The organism is Microbacterium sp. UFMG61, assembly GCF_015354505.1.
Classification (GTDB): Bacteria; Actinomycetota; Actinomycetes; order Actinomycetales; family Microbacteriaceae; genus Microbacterium.
In genome coordinates, this window is the sequence record NZ_JACAFP010000018.1 from 18,533 (window position 1) to 39,684 (window position 21,152).

Sequence of the window (21,152 nt, forward strand, 5' to 3'; positions counted from 1 at the left end):
GGGTCGCCTAGAGTCGGCGGCCGCCGCGGCGTCGGCGCACTGCGATGACGCTCGGAACGAGCGTCAGAGAGGCGGTGGCGGCCGAAGGCATGCCGCGACGATAGCGCGCTCGTCGCGGCATGCGCAAATCCGGTGCGTCACGTAGAGACGGCTGCGGCGAAAGGCGCGGCGAAGAACGCGAGCTCATGGGCGCTCGAGACCTCGAACGCGCGGAGCATCCGTGCCCTGCGATCGGAGGACGATGCGGCAGCCGCTTCTGCGACGTACGCGATCGCCTGCTCGGTCGCCGCGTCGAACGCAGGGTCCGCGTAGGTGGCGAGCCAGGAGGCATACGGATGCCGAGCATCTCTCGCATACTCTCCGAATGCCCCTGCGTGCAGACGCTGTCCGAGATCGGTGTAGAGCCAGAAGCACGGGAGCACGGCGGCGATGAGTTCGGCGTAGTCACCGCCGAACGCCACCGAACGCAGGTGGTCGAGGTACGCGACCGTGGCCGGCGCGGGGGTGGCCGCGAAGGTCGCGTCATCCACACCCTCTCCCGGGGTCAGCCAGGAGGCGTGCAGCTCGAGCTCGCCGACGATCGCGCCCTCGGCCGATCGCGCCCAGAACGCCTGCTCGTGCGGAGTCGGAGCGAGACGCGAGGCTGCGGCGAGCACACGTGAGTACTCCCGGAGATAGAGCGCATCCTGCGCGAGATAGAACAGGAACGGCTCCCTGGCGAGAGTGCCGTCGGCGAGCCCCCGGATGAACGGGAGCTCGTCGATCCCCCTCCGCACTTCGGCCGTGCGGTCCCACCAGTCGGAGCGGACCTGCACCGGTGTCGGGGCCGTGTCGATCCCCCCGCGCTGCCACAACCCCGCGAAGTGACCGATCGGGCCGTGACCACGGCCGACCTGGAGTCCCTCGCCGGCGCGCAGCGACTCGCGAAGCCACGACCGGGTGGAGGCGACGGCATCCACGGGCGTCTCTCCGCGGGCGAGACGCGTCGCCAGTGCCGAAGACAGCGAGCATCCGGTGCCGTGGGTGTTCGTCGTGGGGATGCGGGTGCCCGGATACTCCGTCAGCACTCCCCTCGGGATGTCGACGAGCGCGTCGGGGACGTGGTCACCGTCGAGGTGCCCGCCCTTCACGAGCACCGCCGCACCGATCTCACCCGACAGCTCCTCCGCTGCGGCGAGCGCGTCGTTCCATCCCGCGATCGGACGCCCGGCGAGTGCCGCGAGCTCTCCGAGGTTCGGAGTCACGACGTCAGCGCGGCCGAGCAGGTCGCGCAGCGCCGCCTCGGCATCCTCGTCGAGCAGCCTGTCACCGCTGGTGGCGATCATGACCGGGTCGACCACGACGATCGGCGGTCGCACCTCGTCGAGCCACTCGGTGACGGCGCCGATCACCTCGACGTTCGCGAGCATCCCGATCTTCACGGCGTCGACGATGATGTCGTCGGAGAGCGCGTCGAGCTGGTCCCGCACGAACGATGCCGGCGGAACATGCACTCCGCGCACCCCCGTGGTGTTCTGCGCGGTGAGGGCCGTCACCACCGCCATTCCGTATCCGCCGTTCGCCGCGATGGACTTGAGATCGGCCTGGATTCCCGCGCCACCGGACGGGTCGCTCCCGGCGATGCTGAGCACCCTCGGCGTTCCTGCGCCCCGCCACCGGCTCACGAACGACGCTGCGGTCTGCACAGGGTCGGGCGCCGCGCACAGCGCCGAGACCACCGCGAGGCCTGCAGCACCGGCATCTCGAAGCGCCTCGGTGTCATCGATGCCCACTCCGCCGATCGCCACGCAGGGCAGATCCGTCGTCGCGACGAGTACCCGGAATCCCTCGACACCGAGAGCCGGCGGGTGGTCGGGTTTCGTGCTGGTGGGGCGGATGACGCCGACACCGAGGTAGTCGATGGTTCCCGCCGGCAGCGCCTGCACCGCTTCGAAGTGCTCGGCACTGTGAGCCGTGAGTCCGATGACCGCGTCGGGGCCCAGGGCATCACGCGCATGCAGCACCGATGCGTCCCCCTGGCCGAGATGCACGCCGTCGATCTTCGCGCCCTGCTCGCGCGCGGCGAGCGCGGCGTCGAGCCGATCGTTCACGACGAGCAGGGCACGTCCGTCTATGACGCGGGAGAGCGCGACCAGCTGCGCGGCGATCTCGGCATCCGTCGCCGTCTTGTCGCGCAGCTGCACGATGCGCACTCCACCGTCGACAGCCTGTCGCACGGTCTCGACGACGCCACGCTCGCCGCAGAGATCGGGATCCGTGACGAGGTACAGCGAGAGGTCGGCGATCACAGCGCACGCTCCTCGATGCGCGCCGCCGCGGCGATGTCGCGGGGGCGCACGGCGGCGAGCGCATCGAGCAGCGCCACCGCGAAGCTGCCGGGTCCGGATGCCTGTGCGGCCGCGTGCTCGGCGGCGATCGTGTACACCAGGCTCGCCGAGGCGATCGCCGTGAGCGAGTCCGTGCCCGAGGATCGCGCGGCGGCCAGGAAGGCGGCCATCACCGCGCCCAGCGCACAGCCTCCCCCGGTGACACGGGTGAGCAGCTCGTCACCGTTCGCGATGCGCACCACCCGACGGCCGTCGGTGATGAGGTCGACGGCGCCCGAGACCGCGACGACCGAGCCATACCTCGACGCCAGCGTCGCGGCGGCCTCGGCCGCGTCATCTGTGGTGTCGGTCGCATCGACCCCTCGGCCCCCGGCGCTGAGCCCTGCGAGTGCGAGGATCTCCGAGGCGTTTCCGCGGATAGCCGTCGGGCGGTGCGCGACCAGCCGCTGCGCCAGCCCCGTGCGCACGGGGAGCGAGCCGATCGCCACGGGATCGAGCACCCACGGCGTGCCGGCACTGTTCGCGCCCTCCACCGCTTCGAGGCTCGCCGCCCGCTGTTCCGGGGTCGGCGTGCCGAGGTTGATGAGCATCCCACCGGCCACGCCCGCGAACAGGCCCGACTCCGAGACGATGTCGACCATCGCCGGAGCCGCGCCGAGGGCGAGCAGCACGTTGGCCGTGAACCCCGTCACCACCGTGTTGGTGATGCAGTGGGTCAGCGGTGGTGCCTCGCGCAGTGCGGACAGGAGCTCCGCAGCCGAGGCCGCGATGGTCGATTCGGATTCCGGACGCAGACGATCGCTCATTGCGACATCCCTTCGCTAGTACGAACTAGATCAGGTTCGACGGGTCTGTTCTCAGCCGCGGATGCGGCACCCCGTGTCACTCGCTCGAAGTCTAGCGATGCGAAGCGGTCAGTCGAGGCTGTGCAGCAGCGCGAGCTCGTCGTCGCGGCTCAGCCCCGCGCGGCGTTCGCGGTCGACGCCACGCTCGCGCTCATCCGCGATGACCGTCGTGATCGTCTCGTCGAGCGGTCGCAGTTCTCCCCCGCAGCGCGATACCGCGCGTTGACCCGGCTCATGAATCCGGTCAGGTCGGCGGGCAGCCAGAGGGGCAGCGATCGCTCCCCCGCCCAGTGCGCGACGCCGTTCGCGACGAGCCAGTCATCGTCGGCGACGACCGTCTCACCTCCGTGCCCCGTACTGCGTCGCATCTTCGCGATGACCTCGGAGAGCGGATGCTGATCACCGATCGCGTCGACCACCCCGGTGGTCGATGTCGTGGCGATGAAATCCGTCAGGTCATCGACGTCGATGACCTGCACGTCGCGCCCGTCGGTGTTCGGGATCAGCACCGGCCCGTCCACCGCCCTGAGGAATGCCGCCGCCCAGTAGCCGAAGCGGTCGCTGGGATCGCCCTCACCGACGATCAGCCCCGGACGCACGATCAGGGCGCGCTCGCCGAGGGTGCGCACGACGTTCTCGGCGGCCACCTTCTCGGCGCCGTAGTCGTACTCGTCTCCGGGTTCCGCGGGCGCATGCACCGGCGAGGTCTCGTCCCCGCCTGTCGTCACGTCGTCGGAGTACACCGACATCGATGACACGTAGGTCCACCGCCCGGCTCTGTCGCCCAGGGCGCCGACGGCGGCGGTGACGTGCGCGGCACGCGATGAGATGTCGATGACGTGGTCCCAGTCGCGTCCGGACACCGCGGCGTAGGCCTCCGCATCATCGCGGTCGGCGATCACGAGGCTCGCGCCGTCAGGCGACGGACGTCCTCCGCGGGCCAGGCACATCACCGTGGCGCCGTTCAGCAGCATCGTGCGGGCGATGCGCCCCGACAGCCAGCCCGTTCCGCCGAGGATCAACACGTCAGTCATGCGCCCATGTCACCAGGTACGGCTGGGAAGGGGAAGGGGGTTCCGCTCTCGGCGGATCCGTCTCTCACCGCGTGCGCAGATCATCCAGACCTGCGAGCGACGGAACTGTCCACGACGGGTCAGGACGCCACCGCACCCATTCCGGGTCGAAGGGCCACTCCCCGGCGCGGAACGACTCGATCGCAGCGCCCGCGTGCCGCTCGATCTGCGCCGCCTGCGCGCTCGTGAGACGCCCCTGCTCGATCGCCGCGATCACCTCGTCCTCGTCTTTGAGAGACACGGAACCCTCGGCCTCGATCTCGACGTCGAGGATGTGATCCGACGAGTAGGTGTCGCGGTCGGTGCGCAGGTGTGCGTTCTCGAGGTTCACGTACCATCCGGCGAACGTCCAGTCGACGCCGGTCGCGTCGCTCCAGAACAGCCAGACCGACCAGGGCGCGCCCGCCGGCGCGATGCGCAGGATGCCGTTGCCCCACCATTCCTCGACGATCCGCGTGCGCGGTTCGAGCCACCGACGCTCGAGCGGCACCGTGCGCACCCTCTCACCCGCGGGCGTGCCCTGACCCTCCTGGAGGGTGCCGGGTGCGAGCCAGGCCACGAGCCCACGCGCATCGTCGCGGACCACACGCATGGGCGTGATGGTCGATGCGTCGCCGGGCTGCCAGCCCGGCTTGCGATAGTGCCAGTCGATCTGCTCACCCGGCTGCAGGAACGGCCCCTCACCCATCGCACGGACACCGTCGGGCACCGCGGCAGGGGTGCTGTGAGGAAGGATGCTCATCCCGACACGGTACCCCCGGCGCGCGGACGACCCTCAGTGCGACTCGAGGATGGCGACCGCATCGAGATCGAACGCGCGGATCACTGCCATGGCAACCGCCGCCTCCTGCGCTTCTGACAGGAATCCGAGCGTGCGGCCGAGCGCGGAGACCGGAACGGTGACCGTATTGTCCAGCGAGATCGCGCAGGGACGGCCCAGTCCCTCCGCCGGCCCCACAGGCACCTCGCTGCTCAGTCCTTTGACGGTGGTGGTGATCGGCGCGACCGTGACCTTGGTCATGGCTCCGCGTGCCGCCTCGCGTGTGAGAACGACGACCGGCCGGGTCTTGTCGAGGCGCGCGAGGCAAATCTCCCGCACGTCAGATCTCGACCTCGAGGCGGGAGACAGTCCAGTCGACCAGCGGGTCCAGATCATCGCCGGCCCCCCGCCGCTCGAGTATCCCCGCATCGTGCTCGGCCGCACGACGACGCAGCTCACGCTGAATCGCGATCGTCACGAGCGCGGTGCGGCTCGGCGCTCCACCTGTTGCCACGATGGCGTCGAGTTGCGACACGGTGTCATCGGGCAATCGGACGGCGATCTGGGTGCTCATGCCAGAACGATACGCGAACTGCATCCCATATCGGTATGCAGTTCGCGTATCGAGCCATCAGTCGCGGATCGTCGCGCCGAAGCGCTCGGCGGCGACGGCGACGCCGGCGAGCTTCGCCTCCGTGGCCTCGGCCGCGGTGAGCGTGCGATCGTCGGCGCGGAAACGCAGCGCGAAGGTCAGGCTCTTCGATCCCTCGGGCAGGCCGTCACCCCGGTAGTCGTCGACGAGGCGCACCGACTCGAGCAGGTCGCCAGCACCCTCGCTCAGCGCCGCGCGGATCTCTCCTGCCGGCACGTCGGCACCCACGACGAGCGAGACGTCCTGCGTGGCGGCGGGGAAGGTCGACAGCGATGCCGCGACGGCCCGCTGACCGGCGAGGGCGAGGATGCCGTCGAGGTCGAGCTCGAGCACCGTGGCGCGTCCGGGAAGATCAGCACCGGCCGAGACATCGGGGTGGAGCTCTCCGATGTATCCGACCTCGACGTGACCGACGCTCAGCACGCCGGTGCGGCCCGGGTGCAGCGCGGCACGCGAGGACTGGACGATGTCGATGTCGACTCCGGCGGCTTCTCCGATCACCCGCACGGCGTCGATCGCATCCGACAGTCCGGCCGGCTCTGCGGCCCGGCCGGGCTGACGGGCCACGACGTTGCCCGTCAGCAGCACGGCGACGTGGCGGTGCTGCGGCGGGATCGACGCGTTGAGCTCGGCGAGGGTCTCGTCGCTCGGACGAGCGCCCAGCGGCGGAACCTCGGCGGTGCCGTACTCGACGCCGGGCTCGGGCAAGAAGACCACACCGGTTTCGAACAGCGCCAGATCCGTGAGGCCCCGCGAGATGTTGCGGTGCGCGATCTGCAGGAGACCCGGGATCAACGAGCGGCGCAGGAACGGCGCCGATCCGTCGAGGGGGTTGGCCAGGCGGATGCTCGGCAGATGCTCGCCCGATGCCGAGCCGTGGCGATCGTTCTCGGCCTCGGTCGTGAACGGGAACGAGGGCGTCTCTACGAAGCCGGCGGCCGCGAGTGCGTTCGCGACGCGGCGGCGCCCCTGCTGGTGCATCGTGAGGCCGCGGCCCGACGGCGGGGTCGGCAGCACCGAGGGAATGCGGTCGAGGCCGTGGATGCGCGCGACCTCCTCGGCGAGAGACCACTTGTCGGTGAGGTCGGGACGCCACGTCGGCGGGATGACGGTCCAACCGTCCTGTGTACCGGAGCCGGCCGAGGGGCTGACCTCGGCACCGATCATCGTCAGTGCGCTCTCGATCTCGGCATCCGAGTAGTCGACACCGATGAGCCCCTGCACGAAGCCCGTGGGCAGTTCGATGTCGGCGACGAAGACCTCGGCGAACAGCGCGCCTCCCTCGTCGGTCAGCGTTCCCCCCGCGAGTTCGACCATCAGATCGGCGGCGCGACGAGCCGCGACGAACGGGATCAGCGGATCGACGCCGCGCTCGAAGCGCTTGGAGGCCTCGCTGGGAAGCTTGTGACGGCGAGCGGTGCGGGCGATCGTCACGGGATCGAAGGTCGCCGCCTCGATGAGCACGTTCTGCGTCGTGTCGCTCATCTCGGTGGTGCCGCCACCCATGACGCCGGCGAGACCGATAGGCCCCGAGTCGTCGGTGATCAGCAGGTCCTCGACGTGGAGCTTACGCTCCTGCCCGTCGAGTGTGGTCATCTTCTCGCCCGGGGTCGCGCGTCGCACCGTGATGCCACCGGCGAGCCGGTCGAGGTCGTAGCCGTGCAGGGGCTGTCCGAGTTCGAGCATCACGTAGTTGGTGATGTCGATCAGGATGCCGAGCGAGCGCATGCCGGCGAGCGACAGGCGCGCGATCATCCACGGCGGTGTCGGGCGCGCGGGGTCGACCCCGCGCACGACGCGGGTCACGAACTCGCTGGCCCCCACCCGGCCGCGCACCGGCGCGGTGTCGTCGATGATCGCGGTGTGGCCCGATCCGGGCTGCAGCTCGGCGAAATCCCGCTCGGCCGGGTCGCGGAAGGCCGCACCCGTGGCGTGCGAGTACTCGCGAGCCACGCCGCGCAGCGAGAACGCGTATCCGCGGTCGGGCGTGACGTTGATCTCGACAGCGACGTCGTCGAGCCCGAGCAGGGAGATCGCGTCGGTGCCGACCGGCGCGTCGATACCGAGGTCGGCCAACACCAGGATGCCGTTGTGCTCGTCGCCGAGCCCCAGCTCGCGAGCCGAGGCGATCATGCCGTCGGACACGTGCCCGTAGGTCTTGCGCGCGGCGATCGGGAAGGGACCGGGCAGCACGGCGCCGGGCAGGGTCACGACGACCTTGTCTCCCGCGACGAAGTTGTGCGCACCGCAGACGATGCCGCGAACGCCACCGTGTTCCTCGCCGACATCGACCTGGCACCAGTTGATCGTCTTGCCGTTCGACTGGGGCTCCGGCTCGAGCGAGACGACCTGACCGACGACCACGGGTCCCGAGATCTCGAAACCGTGGATGTCCTCTTCTTCGAAGCCGACGGACACCATCGCTTCGAAGACATCGTCGGGCGAGGCATCCTCCGCCAGATCGACGTACTCACGCAGCCACGAAAGAGGGACGCGCATCACACCACCATCCCGTACTGCTCGCTGAACCGGACATCGCCCTCGGCCATGTCCCTCATGTCCTGGACATCGCTGCGGAACATGAGTGCCCGCTCGACGCCCATGCCGAAGGCGAAGCCGCTGTAGACATCGGGGTCGATGCCCGCGGCGCGCAGCACATTGGGATTGACCATTCCGCAGCCGCCCCACTCGATCCAGCGCGCGCCGCCCTTGAAGGTCGGGTGCCACAGGTCGAGCTCGGCGGACGGCTCGGTGAAGGGGAAGAAGTTCGTGCGGAAGCGCGTCTTCGCCTCGGGCCCGAAGAGCTGTCGGGCGACGTGGTCGAGGGTGCCCTTGAGGTGCGCCATCGAGATGCCCTTGTCGATCACGAGTCCCTCGAACTGCGTGAACACCGGCAGGTGCGTCGCGTCGAACTCGTCGGTGCGGTACACCCGGCCCGGGCAGAGCACGTAGATCGGCACGTCGCGGTCGAGCATCGAGCGCACCTGCACGGGACTCGTGTGCGTGCGCATCACGAGGTGACGCGAGGCGGGGTCGACGTAGAAGGTGTCCTGCTCCTGGCGAGCGGGGTGATCGACGTCGAAGTTCAGCGCATCGAAGTTGAACCACTCGTGCTCGAGTTCGGGCCCCTCGGCGATCTCCCACCCCATGCCGACGAAGATGTCGGAGATCTGCTCGCTGAGCAGGGTGAGCGGATGCCGGGCGCCGACGCGCGTGCGAGAGGACACGGCGGTGATGTCGACCCGCTCGGCGTCGAGACGCGCGGCGACCTCCGCTGCGGCGAGCTCGGCCTCCTTGGCCGCCAGTGCCTTCGTGACCTGGCCGCGGCCCTGACCGACGAGCTTGCCGAACGCCGCCTTGTTCTCGGGGGCGACCCGACGCATCGACGCGTTGAGGACGGCCAGTGGCGATCCGTCGGCGACATGCGCTGCGCGGGCCGCTTTCAGCTCGGCGGTGTCGCGTGCCGCGGCGATGGCGTCGAGCGCCGCCGCGACAGCGGCTTCGACCGCTTCCGGGGTGATTTCGAGTGACTCAGACACGAGATAGGAGTCTACCGGCGCGAGGCGGACGCCCCGCGCCGGTCAGACGTCACTTCGGGCCTGAGCCGTCACCGCCGCCGGAGCCGCCGCCGTCGCCGGCTGTGTGGTCAGCTCCTCCGCCGAGCCCTCCGATGCCGCCGCCGAGACCGCTGCCCCCTCGCTGCAGAGTGATGAGCTCCGTGTCGGTGCCGTCCTCATGCTGACGAGGGTCGTCGGCGGCGCGGATGGCCTGGACCTTGGGCGAACGTCGCGTCTTGATCTCCACCCACCGTGCGATCCCCGACAGGATCAGGCACATGATGATGTAGATGCCGCCGATCACGAACGCGGACTGCAGCACAGGGCGTCCCTGCTGCGAGGTGAGCTGCTTCGCGAAGTACAGAAGTTCCGGGTAGGTGATGATGAAGCCGAGTGCCGTGTCCTTCAGAGTGACGACGAGCTGAGCGACGATCACGGGGAGCATCGCCCTGATCGCCTGCGGCAGCAGGATCAGCCCCATCACACCGCTCTTGCGCAGACCGATCGCGAAACCGGCTTCCTTCTGGCCGCGCGGCAGCGACTCGACGCCGGCGCGCAGCACCTCGGCGAGCACAGAGCCGTTGTAGGCCATGAGAGCGAGGACGACGGCCCAGTACGGGTCCATCTTGACGCCGATGACCGGCAGGCCGTAGTACAGCAGCATCATCAGAACGAGCACCGGAACGGCCCGGAAGACCTCCGTGAAGACGGTCACCGGCACCCGCACCCATGCGTGGTCCGACAGCCGCCCGATCGCGAGCACGAAACCGACGATCAGGCTGAATCCGGCGGCCGCGGCGAACGCGGCGAGCGTGCGCCCGAGAGCCTCGAAGATCTGCTCCCACACGGCGCTGAAAGTGAAGACGTACCAACGAGAGGCGTCGAACTGGCCGCTCTCGTAGAACCGGTAGCCGATGAAACCGAGCAGGAGGAGCACGACGATGACCGTCGCGACACCGAGGAGCCGGTTGCGAAGGATCGCCTTGGGACCGGGGACGTCGTACAGGACGGAAGTCATCGCGCGATCCTCCACTTGTTCTCGAGATAGCGCTGGAGCCAGCTGAGCAGCAGCACGAGGGCGACGAAGATGGCGGCGACCCAGAGCAGGACGACGAGGGCGTTCTCTCCGCGCTCGCTGAGATAGGAGCGGATGGCCCCGAGCTCGAGCACGGAGAAGCCCGCGGCCACGGTCGTGTTCTTGAGCAGCGCGATGAAGACGCTCATCATCGGCGGCACGACCGAGCGGAAGGCCTGCGGCAGCACGACGAGAGTCATCACCTGGCCGAACGGGAGACCGATCGCGCGGGCCGCTTCGGCCTGTCCGACGGGGACGGTGTTGATTCCGGCGCGAAGCACCTCGGCGACGTACGTGGCCGTGTAGATGCCGATCGCGAGGATGCCCAGAACCGTGGTGCTCAGCTTCGGCAGGCCCAACTGGGGGTAGCCGAAGATGAAGAAGAAGAAGACGAGGGTCAGCGGGGTGTTGCGGATCAGGTTGACGTAGACCGTCCCGACGCCGCGGGCGATCGGGATGGGCGAGACGCGCATGGCCCCGACGATGATCCCGATGACGAGCGCGAGCACTGCGCCGCCGGCGAAGATCATCAGGGTGTTGCCGAGCGCTCGTCCCCAGAGATCGGTGTTGCCGAAGATGACGTCCACGCCGCCCTCCCCTTCATGAGTGTGAGGAGGGGGCGGCTCGGATGGGCCGCCCCCTCGGGTAGATCAGTCGACTGCGGGCTGGCTGACTTCGATGCCCGACGATCCGAGGTTCGCGTCGAAGATCGCCTGCCAGATGTCGCCGCCGTCGGTGAACAGCGTGTTGATGTGCTCCTGCAGAGCAGCGTCATCCTTCGCGAGGCCGACGCCGTAGCGCTCCTCGGTGAACGGCTCGCCGACGACCTTGAGGTTGTCGGGGTCCTGGGCCGCGTATCCGATCAGGATGGCCTGGTCGGTGGTGACCGCCTGGACCTCGCCCGAGAGAAGCGCCTCGACGCATGCCGAGTAGAGGTCGAACTCCTTGGTGGGGACCTCCGGGTAGTTGGTCCGGATGTTCTGGATCGGGGTCGAACCCGTGGCCGAGCACACCGTGGTGTCGGGTCCCAGGTCGGCTTCGCTCTCGATGTCGCTGTCCGTGCCGACGAGCAGGCCCTGACCCGTGATGAAGTACGGACCGGCGAAGGCGATCTGCTCCTTGCGCTTGTCGGTGATCGAGTACGTGCCGACGTAGTAGTCGATGTCGCCGTTCACGATCGCCTGCTCGCGGTTCGCGGAGGCGATCGCCTTGAACTCGATCTTGTCCTCGTCGTAGCCGAGCGAGGCCGCGATCCACCGCGCGATGTCCACGTCGAAGCCGGTGCGCTCGTCGGTCGTGACATCGAGGTAGCCGAGACCGGGCTGGTCTTCCTTGACCCCGATGACGACCTTGTCGCGCTCTTGGATGGTGTCGAACGTCGGGCTGCCCTCGAGCTGCACGTCGCTGGCGACCTCGAACCACGTCGAGTCCTCGCCGCCCTCGTCGCCACCGGTGCCTCCGCCGGGGTTGGACGGGCTGCCGCTGTTGCAGGCGGTCAGGGCGAGCAGCGCTGCTGCCGCGATCCCGATTCCTGCCAGTGTCCGTGTGCGTCGCATGTGCGTCTCCTTCGTGTGCTGTGTGTGCAGGGTCTGTGAGTCCTGGTGCGGACGGGTTCTGTCAGTGCGTGAGGAGCTTCGAGAGGAAGTCCTTGGCGCGGTCGCTCTTCGGCGCCGTGAAGAACTCCTCGGGAGTCGCCTCCTCCACGATGCGACCGTCGGCCATGAAGACGACCCGGTTCGCCGCCTTCCGGGCGAAGCCCATCTCGTGCGTCACGACGATCATGGTCATGCCGTCGCGGGCGAGCTCGACCATGACGTCGAGCACCTCGTTGATCATCTCGGGGTCGAGCGCACTCGTCGGCTCGTCGAACAGCATGACCTTGGGCTGCATGGCCAGGGCACGGGCGATCGCCACGCGCTGCTGCTGTCCGCCGGAGAGCTGTGCGGGCAGCTTCGACGCCTGCTGGGCGACGCCCACGCGCTCGAGCAGGGTCATCGCCTCCTTCTCGGCATCCGCCTTCTTCATGCCACGGACCTTGATGGGCCCGAGGGTCACATTCTCGAGGATCGTCAGATGCGCGAACAGGTTGAACGACTGGAAGACCATTCCGACGTCGGCGCGAAGATGCGCGAGGCCTTTGCCCTCGGCAGGGAGCGCCTTGCCGTCGATGCTGATCGTGCCGCTCGTGATCGTCTCGAGTCGGTTGATCGTGCGACACAGGGTCGACTTCCCGGAACCGGACGGACCGATCACGACGACGACCTCACCGGCGTTCACGGTGAGATCGATATCCGTGAGCGCCTGGAAGTCGCCATAGTGCTTCTGCACGTTGTCCACCACGACGAGGGGCTTGCCAGAGGTCATCATTGCTCCAAACTACCCAGGCGATCGGATCGCCTCCAGGCAGACTCTTCGAGATTTACACGTTCGTAATGGCGGGTACAAGTGGGTGGTGTCCGAGAGACGGAGTGCCCCACGGTCCGCCCCCGCGAACCGTGGGGGCGTTCCTGCCGTCTCGCTCCTCCCCCGAGGGATACGGAACGGCAAGCCTCCGATCGGATGCGATCACCGTCCGACTCGAGCGAAGAGCCGAGCATCCACCTGCATGAAGGGCGAATGCTCTGTGGCATCTGAATTCTCCGTCGAACCGTCTGCGATCGATCCCCACATTGTCAGAGGCCGCCGCCGGGACGAGAGCTTCTTGAGGATATCTTGAGGGCTCAGTCGCGCTGCGCTCGGTAGTACTCGACGGCTCCGGGATGCAGCGGTACGGGGCCGGTGAAGATCGCCTGGGTCCTGTCGAGCAGCGCCGCCATCGGGACCCGTTCGGCGAGGCGGATGCGCGCGTCGAACAGTCCGGCCACCACGTCGCGCACCACACCCGGAGGGGTGCTCGCGGAGGTGACGAGGTAGTTCGGTACCGCCAGCGTGGTCGTCGACTCGTCCAGTCGGTAGAGGCCGACCGGCAGGTCGGAGGAGCGATAGGCATCGGAGTGACGTCGGTTCACCTCGTCGACCCAGCTCTGCTCGATGGGCAGCAACCGCACCGGCACCTCCTCCGAGAGATCTGCGATTCCGGGGGTCGGGATTCCTCCGACCCAGAAGAACGCGTCGATCTCCGATCGTTCCAGAGCCTCGATCGACTCGGCGAGGTCGAGTCGGCGATCCTGCAGTGAGGCGACATCGACTCCGGCCGCGTCGAGCACACGATCGGCGATCACATTGACCCCCGAGTTCTCCGCGCCGAGCGAGACGGTGCGGCCCGGGAGATCGGCGATCCCGTGGATGTCCGACTCTCCCCGCACGACCACGTGCAGATACTCGTCGTAGAGGCGCGCGACGGCCTGGACGGCGAGAGGCTCGTCGAAGGATCCCGCGCCGGCCACGGCATCCGCCGCCGCATCCCCCTGGGCGAAACCGACGAGGGCCTCCCCCGACTCCACCCTCAGCAGGTTGTCGACCGAGCCCGCGGTCTCTTCGACCACGAACGGCACATCGAGCGAGGTCGACAGCTCATCGGCGAGACTCTCGCCGTACGCGAAGTACACCCCGTCTGCGCCTCCGCCGGCGACCGCGTGGTCGCCGTCCGTCCACTCCGCCGAACGACCCGCGCAGGCGGTCATCGACGCGACCACCCCCGCGATCATCACCGCGGCAACCAGTCGTCGGAAGCTCGGCATCCGCCCCCTCCGGTTCATACTGCGGCCCCGTCCGGGAGTATCAGCGAGACGAGCAGCCCCCCGCTCTCCGGGGACTCGACGCTCACCCCGCCGCCGATCACCTCGAGCAGGTCCGTCGCGATGGCCAGTCCCAGTCCGGTTCCCGGCTTGTCGGAGACGTCGTCACTGCGCCAGAACCTGCCGGTCGCAGCATCGACCTCATCGTGAGCCAGTCCGGGTCCATCGTCTCGCACCGTGAGGAGACACACTCCGCGCTCGCGGATCGCCTCGACCTCGATCATCGAGCCCGACGGAGAGTACTTGACCGCATTGTCGATCACCGCGTCCAGAGCGCTCTCGACGATCGTCCGGTCGGTCACACTCACCACTGCGGCGCTCCCCCTCATCGCGATCGTGATCCCCTTCTGCGCCGCCACATCTCTCCAGGCCTCCACCCGTCGTCCGGCGAGCGCGATGAGGTCGACGGTCGAGACGGTGGTGTCGGCACGTCCACCGCGGGCGAGACCGAGCAGGGTCTCGAGGATGCGCGTCATGCGCCGCCCCTCCTCGCGCGTCTCCTCGATATCGTCCTGCCAGTCGCGGCCGAGTCCGGTCGCGAGATGCTCGACCCTCAGCAGCAGCGCATTCAGCGGGTTACGAAGCTCATGCGAGGCGTTCACCGCGAACTCCTGCTGTCGGGTCATGACGCGCTCGATCTCATCGGCCATGCCGTTGAACACCCTGGTCATCCGTCGCAGTTCCGGCGGGCCGGTGTCCTCGGCCACCCTCGTGTCCATCTCGCCGCGCTCGATGGCCACCATCGCCTCGTCGAGACGCCGCACCGGCGCGAGCACCCACCGGGCGAGACGGAAGACCAGCAGGACCGCGACGCCGATCGAGAACAGGGCCACCGCCGAGAGCACCACGATCTGCTGGATGATCTCCGTCCTCGGCGCACCGACGTCTGCGGAGACCATCACGGCGCCGATCACATCGCCGTCGTCGAAGACGGGCTCGATGACGGTGGAACGCGTGGCGCTCCACGGCAGAACGGGTGCAGGGGGCTCGGATCGTCGCCCGGAGAGCGCGAGACCGACACGTGCGGCCTGGTCATCAGGGAGCTCTGCGGCGCTGCCCTCGCCTGCCGCCCAGACGGTACCGGACGGATCGAACACGACCACGTCGATGTCGTACACCTCCCGGAAACGCTGGACCTCGGCGTCGATGACCGTGGCGCTCCCCGACCGCAGCGCCTGGCGCGCGCTCGTGACGAAGTAGCCGAGATCGCCCAGCTGCTGGGTGTAGAAGGCCTGTTGGACGCTGCGCGTGGCACTCCACGCCGCGGCACCGCCGAGCGACACCAGGATCGCCACGAGCGGTACGAGGAACACGACGATCAGACGTCTGCGCACGACCCCATCACCCGACCAGTCGATAGCCGACACCGCGCACGGTCTCGATCACCCCGCGCTGTCCCGTCTTCTTGCGGATCGCGCCGACATGCACCTCGAGCGAGTGCCCGAATCCACGCCAGTCGGTGTTCCACACCTCGCGGATGAGACGCTCCTTCGGCACCGCGACGCCGGGATACCGGGCGAGCACGGCCATGATGTCGAACTCCTTGCGCGTGAGATCGATCGGCGACCGATCGACCAGCACCTGACGACCCACGAGGTCGATCTCGACGGCACCGTCGTGAAGCAGCACGTTGGCCTCGGATTCCGGACGCACCGGGCGCGAACGACGCGTGACCGCCTCGATGCGCGCGAGGAGCTCGTGCACGTCGTACGGTTTGACGACGAAGTCGTCGGCACCCGCACGGAGACCCTTGATCCGCTCGGTCACCTGGTTGCGCGCGGTCACGATCACGATCGGCACATCACTGCGGCCGCGGATGCGCCGACAGAGATCGATGCCGTCGACGTCGGGGAGTCCGAGGTCGAGGAGCACCACCTCGGTGTCCGCGCCGATCATCTGCAGAGCGGATGCGCCGTCGGCGGCACGTGCGGTCGCGTACCCGGAGCGGACCAGGAATGCGTCGAGTGCGGCGGCGACACGCTCGTCGTCCTCCACGATCAGAATCCGCATCGACTCCGGTCCCCTTCTCCTGCTGGTGCAGGGGACAAACCTACCAGCGTGCGAGCGGGCTTCCCGACGCCTCAGACCGCGCGGCTCACTCGGAGCCGGCCGCCCGCTGCGCGAACGCGCTCTCATAGAGGCACACGCTCGCGGCTGTGGCGAGGTTCAGCGATTCGGCCTTGCCGAAGATCGGAAGCCTGAGCACCCGATCGGCCAGGTCGAGAGCATCGTCCTCGAGGCCACGCGCCTCGTTGCCGAACAGCCAGCCCGTGGGCTCTGCGAGAACACCCTCCGCGCGAGCCTGCAACAGGTCGTCGCCCTTCACATCTGCGGCGAGGATGCGGAGACCCGCAGCATGTGCCTTCTCGATCACGTCGGGCAGCTCCGCTCCGACGGACACCGGCAGGTGGAACAGCGAGCCTGTCGTCGCCCGCACGACCTTCGGGTTGTAGGGGTCGACGGTCTTTCCGGTGAGGATCACCGCGTCCGCCCCTGCGGCATCCGCGGCCCGGATGATCGTGCCGAGATTGCCGGGGTCCCGGATCTCCTCGCAGATCGCGACCAACCGGGGCGACGCCGCGAAGATGTCGCGCACCGACGTCGGGGTCTGCCGGACCACGGCGACGAGCCCCTGCGGAGTCACCGTGTCGGCCATCGCGTTCAGCACGTACTCCGTGACGTACTCGACGTCGACATCGGCATCCGTCGCCTTCGCCCGGATGTCAGGATGCTTCTCCCATCCGGTCGGCGTCGCGAAGAGCTCCACGATCGCCTCGGGACTGTAGGTCAGCGCCTCGCGCACGGCCTGCGGACCTTCGAGAAGGTACAGACCGGTCTCTGTTCGCGCGCTGCGCTTCGTCAGCTTCGCGACAGCACGGACTCGGGGGGAGCGGGGGTTCTCCAGCACGTTCACAGTCTAGGCACCCGAGCGGGCCCTCCCGCGCAGACGCCCGGGGAGAACGACAGAGGACGCCCTCCCGAAGGAGAGCGTCCTCTGTGTGAAGAGCTGCTTACGCGGCCGACTTCGGTGCGTTGACGTCAGAGGGCAGAGCCTTCTTGGCCGTCTCGACCAGAGTCGTGAACGTCGCTGCGTCGTTGACCGCGAGGTCGGCGAGCATACGACGGTCCACGGTCACGCCCGCGAGGCCGAGGCCCTGGATGAAGCGGTTGTACGTGATGCCGTTCTGGCGTGCAGCGGCGTTGATGCGCTGGATCCAGAGACGACGGAAGTCGCCCTTGCGCTTGCGACGGTCCCGGTACGAGTAGACCAGGGAGTGGATGACCTGTTCCTTGGCCTTGCGGTAGAGGCGCGAACGCTGACCGCGGTAGCCGGAGGCGCGCTCGAGGATGACCCGACGCTTCTTGTGGGCGTTTACCGCCCGCTTGACTCTTGCCATTTTCCTGTATTCCTATTCTGCGTTCGGGCGCTCAGCGACCGAGAAGCTTCTTCGCGACCTTGAAGTCTGCCTTCGACAGCACCTGGTCCTGGTTCAGACGACGGGTGCGACGGCTCGACTTGTGCTCGAGGTTGTGGCGCATGCCGGCCTGCTGCTTCTTCAGCTTGCCGCTGCCGGTGATCTTGAAGCGCTTCTTAGCACCCGAGTGGGTCTTCTGCTTCGGCATCTTCTCTTCCTTCGTATGGCGCCTTCTCAGGCGACGGTGTCAACCCGCGGTGCGGGAGTCTGTGGGGCGGGTGTTACTCCGCTGCGACCTCGGCCGGGGCGTCGGTGTCGCTCTTGGCTTCACGGGCAGCCTGCTTGTTCGCTGCGCGCTGCGCATCGCGAACGGCGTTCTGCTCCTGCTTGGCCTCGGACTTGCTCTTCAGCGGAGCCACGATCATGACCATGTTGCGACCGTCGATGGTCGGGTTCGACTCGACGGTGCCCAGCTCCGCGACGTCCTCAGCGAACTTGCGCAGCAGACGCACACCCTGCTCGGGACGCGACTGCTCGCGACCGCGGAACAGGATCATGGCCTTCACCTTGTCGCCGGCCTTGAGGAAGCCCTCAGCGCGCTTGAGCTTCGTCGTGTAGTCGTGCGCCTCGATCTTCAGACGGAAGCGGACCTCTTTGAGAATGGTGTTCGCCTGGTTGCGGCGAGCTTCCTTCTCCTTCTGGGCGGCTTCGTACTTGAACTTGCCGTAGTCCATGATCTTGACCACGGGCGGCTTCGAGTTGGGTGCGACCTCGACGAGGTCGAGGTCGGCTTCCTGCGCAAGGCGCAGCGCCGCCTCGATGCGGACGACGCCGATCTGCTCACCCGCGGGCCCGACGAGGCGGACCTCGGGGACGCGGATGCGCTCATTGGTGCGGGGATCGCTGATGCGGAACTCCTTAGACGATGGGATTCGGCCACCAGGATGCTGTCAGCATCCCGGGCGAAATCAGAATCGTCCCCCACCCACCGGCATTCAGACGCCGGCTCTGCACCCTGCCTGCCGGATGCATCTGACGACGCGATCCGGTGGAGTGCAAGACCCGGTAGCCTGGAACGGCAAGCGCGGGTGGGAAGTGAATCCTCTTTCGTGCCGGAGCATGACGCTCCGGAGCCCGACACAGTCTAACAGAAGGCAAGGCGAAGTGACGAACCAGGCATCGGACGAGGCAGCACGCGAGCGCGAAGAGCGCTGGGCGCGGCAGGAGGAGGCGGCGTCCTCCGCCACTCGGGACATCGCGGACGTACCCGCCGTCGAGGTGATCACGACAGCAGCCGTGCACCTGATGAGCGCCGCAGCCGTGAAGCTCGGACTCGCCGACGACCCGAAGGCCGCCGAGCAGCTCGATCTCGATGAGGCCCGCAAGCTCATCAACTCGCTCGCCGGGCTCATCACCGCCGGCGCCCCCGAGATCAGCGACATGCACGCGCGTTCACTGCGCGACGGCCTTCGCTCTCTCCAGCTCGCGTTCCGCGAGGCCTCCACGATCCCCGACCCGATCGGCAAGGGTCCGGGCGAGAAGTGGACGGGGCCGGTCAACTAGACAGCTTCGCCTTGATCTCGTGGTCCGGGCTCCGGGATCTTCCGTTGCGGAGAAGAGCGGGGACCCTCCCACTTCGTGGGCCCCTCCCGATTCTCCGCAACGGAAGATCCCTGCGCCCTCGCTGCGTGTCCGGTCGGAACCGCCGGTCTTGACCTCTGCGAAGTAGGGGACTCAGGCCGAGCGGCGCAGCTTCACGGTCAGCGAGTCGGCGAGCACGGCGATGCGGTCGTCCGCCGCCCAGCGCTGCGCCAGACGGGCGAGTACAGCGTCGAGCACCTCGCGCTCGAGACCGTCGACGAGTTCGAGGATCACGATCAGCTCGGGTCCGCGAAGACGAGCGTCCGGGTCGCCGGCCGCCACAGCGACATCGATCACCGCGAGCTCATGGGCGACGCTTTCCTGCAGAGCGGCGAAGACCTCGGGCGACAGGAAGCTCGGCTCCCAGGCGAGCCCCTGCGCGATCGCCCAGACGGCGGGGCGGCGGAAGACGAACTCGGTGTCCGAGGTCGGGTCGAGCACGATCAGGTCGGTGTCCTCCGCCGACGCCGCGAGGGCGGCGCGGAGCGCTTCCACCGGAATCGGGCGGGCGGAAGGATCCCACCGCTGCATGGCCTCGACCGACGAGAACACCGGCTGCACACGGCGTCCGTCCGGTGCCGCCACCGTCACGATCGAGAGCTCCTGCGTCTTGTCGACGGTGAGCCCGTTCGGCGCGACGCCCTCTTCACCCTTCTCGGCGATCAGCGGTATCAGCACCCGAGCCGAGCGGAACGCGTCGACCACGGCGGCCTGACTGCCATCCCCCGCACGGAAGCGCAACAGCGCGTCGAGGAGCGCGGGGTCTGCAGAACCGTCGTCGCCCGCATGCGGGTTCGACTCGAAGCTGCGCCCCTCCCAGGGAACACCGGCGGAATCGCCGCGGTTCACCGAGGCCTGATCGTGCGAATCGGGGCCCTGTGAGCCGTGACCGCAGGCGCCGTCAGTCCCCTGCGACATCCAGCGCCTCAGCCAGCGTGAAGGCACCGGCGTAGAGCGCCTTGCCGACGATCGCTCCCTCGACGCCGAGCGGCACGAGCTCGCGCAGCGCGGCGATGTCGTCGAGGCTCGAGATGCCGCCGGAGGCGACCACGGGCTTCGGGGTGCGCGAGGTCATCTCGCGGAGCAGGTCGAGGTTCGGACCCTTGAGCGTGCCGTCCTTCGTGACGTCGGTCACGACGTAGCGGCTGCACCCGGCATCCTCCAGACGGTCGAGGACCTCCCAGAGGTCTCCGCCGTCCTTCGTCCATCCACGGGCCGCGAGAGTCGTTCCGCGGACGTCGAGCCCGACGGCGATCGCCTCGCCGTAGCGGCCGATGACGTCGGCCGCCCACTCGGGGTTCTCCAGCGCGGCGGTGCCGAGATTGATACGCGTCGCGCCGCTCTCGAGCGCGGCCTCCAGCGTCGCATCGTCGCGGATGCCCCCGGAGAGCTCGATGTTCACGTTCTTGAACTGCTTGATGACCTTGCGGAGGATCGGCGCGTTGCTCCCCCGGCCGAACGCGGCATCGAGGTCGACGAGGTGGATCCACTTCGCGCCCTGCGCGACCCACTCCCCCGCGGCATCCAAAGGGTCGCCGTAGCTCGTCTCGGTGCCGGCCTCGCCTTGCGTGAGGCGGACGGCCTTGCCGCCGGCGACATCGACGGCGGGGAGCAGAGTGAGCGAAGGAGACTGCGCGAAGTCGTTCATGACGTCCTCAGATGAGATGGGTGGGCCGATTCGTCGGCACGAGAGTCGACATTAGCCCGCGCATCCGCCCGCTCCAAAATGATGACCGCGGAGAACACCGAGCGCCACGCGGTAGCCTCGAAGACACACCTGTCCGATCGGTGAGGAGATGCCCCATGGTGCGCGATGCGGAACCCCGAGGCGGTGGCCCCCTCCGGCGAGGCAACCCACTGCCTCCCGAGGCTCCGGAGACCGTCGACCCCACACTGCCGACCGCCGACGAGCCGGCGCGTCCTTCGGTGATCACGCCGCCGCCGGCACGATCTGCTGCATCTCCTTCGCCGGCACCCACGACCCGCGCTGCGGCGTCCGCGGCACGCGTCGTTCCGCCGCCTCCCGCCATCCCGCCGGTGCCACCACGGCCTGACACGCAGCCCACCCC

22 protein-coding genes and 1 riboswitch are annotated in these 21,152 nt (G+C 68.4%); of the genes, 1 reads left to right on the forward strand and 21 read right to left on the reverse strand.

Annotation, left to right across the window (positions count from 1 at the left end):
- Nucleotides 1–137: 137 nt before the first annotated feature.
- From IXW21_RS16895 to infC, 19 genes are all read right to left on the reverse strand, one after another.
- The gene (locus IXW21_RS16895; protein WP_194765407.1) at nucleotides 138–2,288 is read right to left on the reverse strand and encodes a bifunctional hydroxymethylpyrimidine kinase/phosphomethylpyrimidine kinase; all 2,151 of its coding nucleotides are present in this window, start codon (nucleotides 2,286–2,288) and stop codon (nucleotides 138–140) included.
- A complete protein-coding gene (gene thiM, locus IXW21_RS16900) occupies nucleotides 2,285–3,133 on the reverse strand; it encodes a hydroxyethylthiazole kinase (RefSeq protein ID WP_194765408.1) in 849 nt (282 codons plus the stop codon). The genes IXW21_RS16895 and thiM overlap by 4 nt, the downstream gene beginning before the upstream one ends.
- Nucleotides 3,124–3,217, reverse strand: a riboswitch (TPP riboswitch). (Overlaps the previous gene by 10 nt.)
- 65 nt (nucleotides 3,218–3,282) lie before the next feature.
- Nucleotides 3,283–4,206 carry an NAD-dependent epimerase/dehydratase family protein gene (locus tag IXW21_RS16905; protein ID WP_323742293.1) on the reverse strand — a complete coding sequence of 308 codons (924 nt, stop codon included), beginning with the start codon at nucleotides 4,204–4,206 and terminating at the stop codon, nucleotides 3,283–3,285.
- A gap of 64 nt (nucleotides 4,207–4,270) precedes the next feature.
- The gene (locus tag IXW21_RS16910) at nucleotides 4,271–4,987 is read right to left on the reverse strand and encodes a DUF402 domain-containing protein (RefSeq protein WP_194765409.1); all 717 of its coding nucleotides are present in this window, start codon (nucleotides 4,985–4,987) and stop codon (nucleotides 4,271–4,273) included.
- Between the two features lie 33 nt (nucleotides 4,988–5,020).
- Nucleotides 5,021–5,434, reverse strand: coding sequence for a type II toxin-antitoxin system PemK/MazF family toxin (locus IXW21_RS16915; protein ID WP_323742294.1), 414 nt, complete (start codon nucleotides 5,432–5,434; stop codon nucleotides 5,021–5,023).
- On the reverse strand, nucleotides 5,346–5,579 hold the full coding sequence (locus IXW21_RS16920; protein WP_194765410.1) for a ribbon-helix-helix domain-containing protein: 234 nt from the start codon (nucleotides 5,577–5,579) through the stop codon (nucleotides 5,346–5,348). Before IXW21_RS16920 ends, IXW21_RS16915 begins: the two co-directional genes overlap by 89 nt.
- 57 nt (nucleotides 5,580–5,636) lie before the next feature.
- A complete protein-coding gene (gene pheT, locus IXW21_RS16925) occupies nucleotides 5,637–8,156 on the reverse strand; it encodes a phenylalanine--tRNA ligase subunit beta (RefSeq protein ID WP_194765411.1) in 2,520 nt (839 codons plus the stop codon).
- On the reverse strand, nucleotides 8,156–9,196 hold the full coding sequence (pheS, locus tag IXW21_RS16930) for a phenylalanine--tRNA ligase subunit alpha (RefSeq protein WP_194765412.1): 1,041 nt from the start codon (nucleotides 9,194–9,196) through the stop codon (nucleotides 8,156–8,158). Before pheS ends, pheT begins: the two co-directional genes overlap by 1 nt.
- 49 nt (nucleotides 9,197–9,245) lie before the next feature.
- Complete coding sequence (locus tag IXW21_RS16935) at nucleotides 9,246–10,232, reverse strand: amino acid ABC transporter permease (RefSeq protein ID WP_194765413.1); 987 nt, start codon at nucleotides 10,230–10,232, stop codon at nucleotides 9,246–9,248.
- Nucleotides 10,229–10,876, reverse strand: coding sequence for an amino acid ABC transporter permease (locus tag IXW21_RS16940; protein ID WP_194765414.1), 648 nt, complete (start codon nucleotides 10,874–10,876; stop codon nucleotides 10,229–10,231). The genes IXW21_RS16935 and IXW21_RS16940 overlap by 4 nt, the downstream gene beginning before the upstream one ends.
- Nucleotides 10,877–10,939: 63 nt before the next feature.
- Nucleotides 10,940–11,845, reverse strand: a complete 906-nt coding sequence (locus IXW21_RS16945; protein WP_194765415.1) for a glutamate ABC transporter substrate-binding protein — start codon at nucleotides 11,843–11,845, stop codon at nucleotides 10,940–10,942.
- 61 nt (nucleotides 11,846–11,906) lie between these two features.
- On the reverse strand, nucleotides 11,907–12,656 hold the full coding sequence (locus IXW21_RS16950) for an amino acid ABC transporter ATP-binding protein (protein ID WP_416361105.1): 750 nt from the start codon (nucleotides 12,654–12,656) through the stop codon (nucleotides 11,907–11,909).
- A gap of 353 nt (nucleotides 12,657–13,009) precedes the next feature.
- A complete protein-coding gene (locus IXW21_RS16955; protein ID WP_194765416.1) occupies nucleotides 13,010–13,969 on the reverse strand; it encodes a TAXI family TRAP transporter solute-binding subunit in 960 nt (319 codons plus the stop codon).
- Nucleotides 13,970–13,983: 14 nt separating this feature from the next.
- Nucleotides 13,984–15,360, reverse strand: a complete 1,377-nt coding sequence (locus IXW21_RS16960) for a sensor histidine kinase (protein WP_194765417.1) — start codon at nucleotides 15,358–15,360, stop codon at nucleotides 13,984–13,986.
- A gap of 7 nt (nucleotides 15,361–15,367) precedes the next feature.
- Nucleotides 15,368–16,036, reverse strand: coding sequence for a response regulator transcription factor (locus tag IXW21_RS16965; RefSeq protein ID WP_194765418.1), 669 nt, complete (start codon nucleotides 16,034–16,036; stop codon nucleotides 15,368–15,370).
- An 85-nt stretch (nucleotides 16,037–16,121) separates the two neighbouring features.
- On the reverse strand, nucleotides 16,122–16,934 hold the full coding sequence (locus IXW21_RS16970; protein ID WP_194765419.1) for a TrmH family RNA methyltransferase: 813 nt from the start codon (nucleotides 16,932–16,934) through the stop codon (nucleotides 16,122–16,124).
- Nucleotides 16,935–17,037: 103 nt separating this feature from the next.
- Entirely contained in the window at nucleotides 17,038–17,424 is a 387-nt protein-coding gene (gene rplT / locus IXW21_RS16975; protein ID WP_045252681.1) for a 50S ribosomal protein L20, read from the reverse strand.
- Nucleotides 17,425–17,455: 31 nt separating this feature from the next.
- Nucleotides 17,456–17,650: a 50S ribosomal protein L35 gene (rpmI, locus tag IXW21_RS16980; RefSeq protein WP_060927878.1), complete on the reverse strand. Its 195-nt coding sequence runs from the start codon at nucleotides 17,648–17,650 to the stop codon at nucleotides 17,456–17,458.
- Nucleotides 17,651–17,723: 73 nt separating this feature from the next.
- Nucleotides 17,724–18,374, reverse strand: coding sequence for a translation initiation factor IF-3 (infC, locus tag IXW21_RS16985; RefSeq protein WP_312171723.1), 651 nt, complete (start codon nucleotides 18,372–18,374; stop codon nucleotides 17,724–17,726).
- A 232-nt stretch (nucleotides 18,375–18,606) separates the two neighbouring features.
- Between infC and IXW21_RS16990 the strand changes: the two genes are divergently transcribed.
- Nucleotides 18,607–19,005, forward strand: coding sequence for a DUF1844 domain-containing protein (locus tag IXW21_RS16990; RefSeq protein ID WP_194765420.1), 399 nt, complete (start codon nucleotides 18,607–18,609; stop codon nucleotides 19,003–19,005).
- A gap of 171 nt (nucleotides 19,006–19,176) precedes the next feature.
- On the opposite strand, the gene IXW21_RS16995 is transcribed toward IXW21_RS16990, so the two are convergent.
- On the reverse strand, nucleotides 19,177–20,001 hold the full coding sequence (locus IXW21_RS16995; protein WP_194765421.1) for an SseB family protein: 825 nt from the start codon (nucleotides 19,999–20,001) through the stop codon (nucleotides 19,177–19,179).
- On the reverse strand, nucleotides 19,985–20,731 hold the full coding sequence (priA, locus tag IXW21_RS17000) for a bifunctional 1-(5-phosphoribosyl)-5-((5-phosphoribosylamino)methylideneamino)imidazole-4-carboxamide isomerase/phosphoribosylanthranilate isomerase PriA (RefSeq protein WP_194765422.1): 747 nt from the start codon (nucleotides 20,729–20,731) through the stop codon (nucleotides 19,985–19,987). The genes IXW21_RS16995 and priA overlap by 17 nt, the downstream gene beginning before the upstream one ends.
- Nucleotides 20,732–21,152 lie beyond the last annotated feature (421 nt).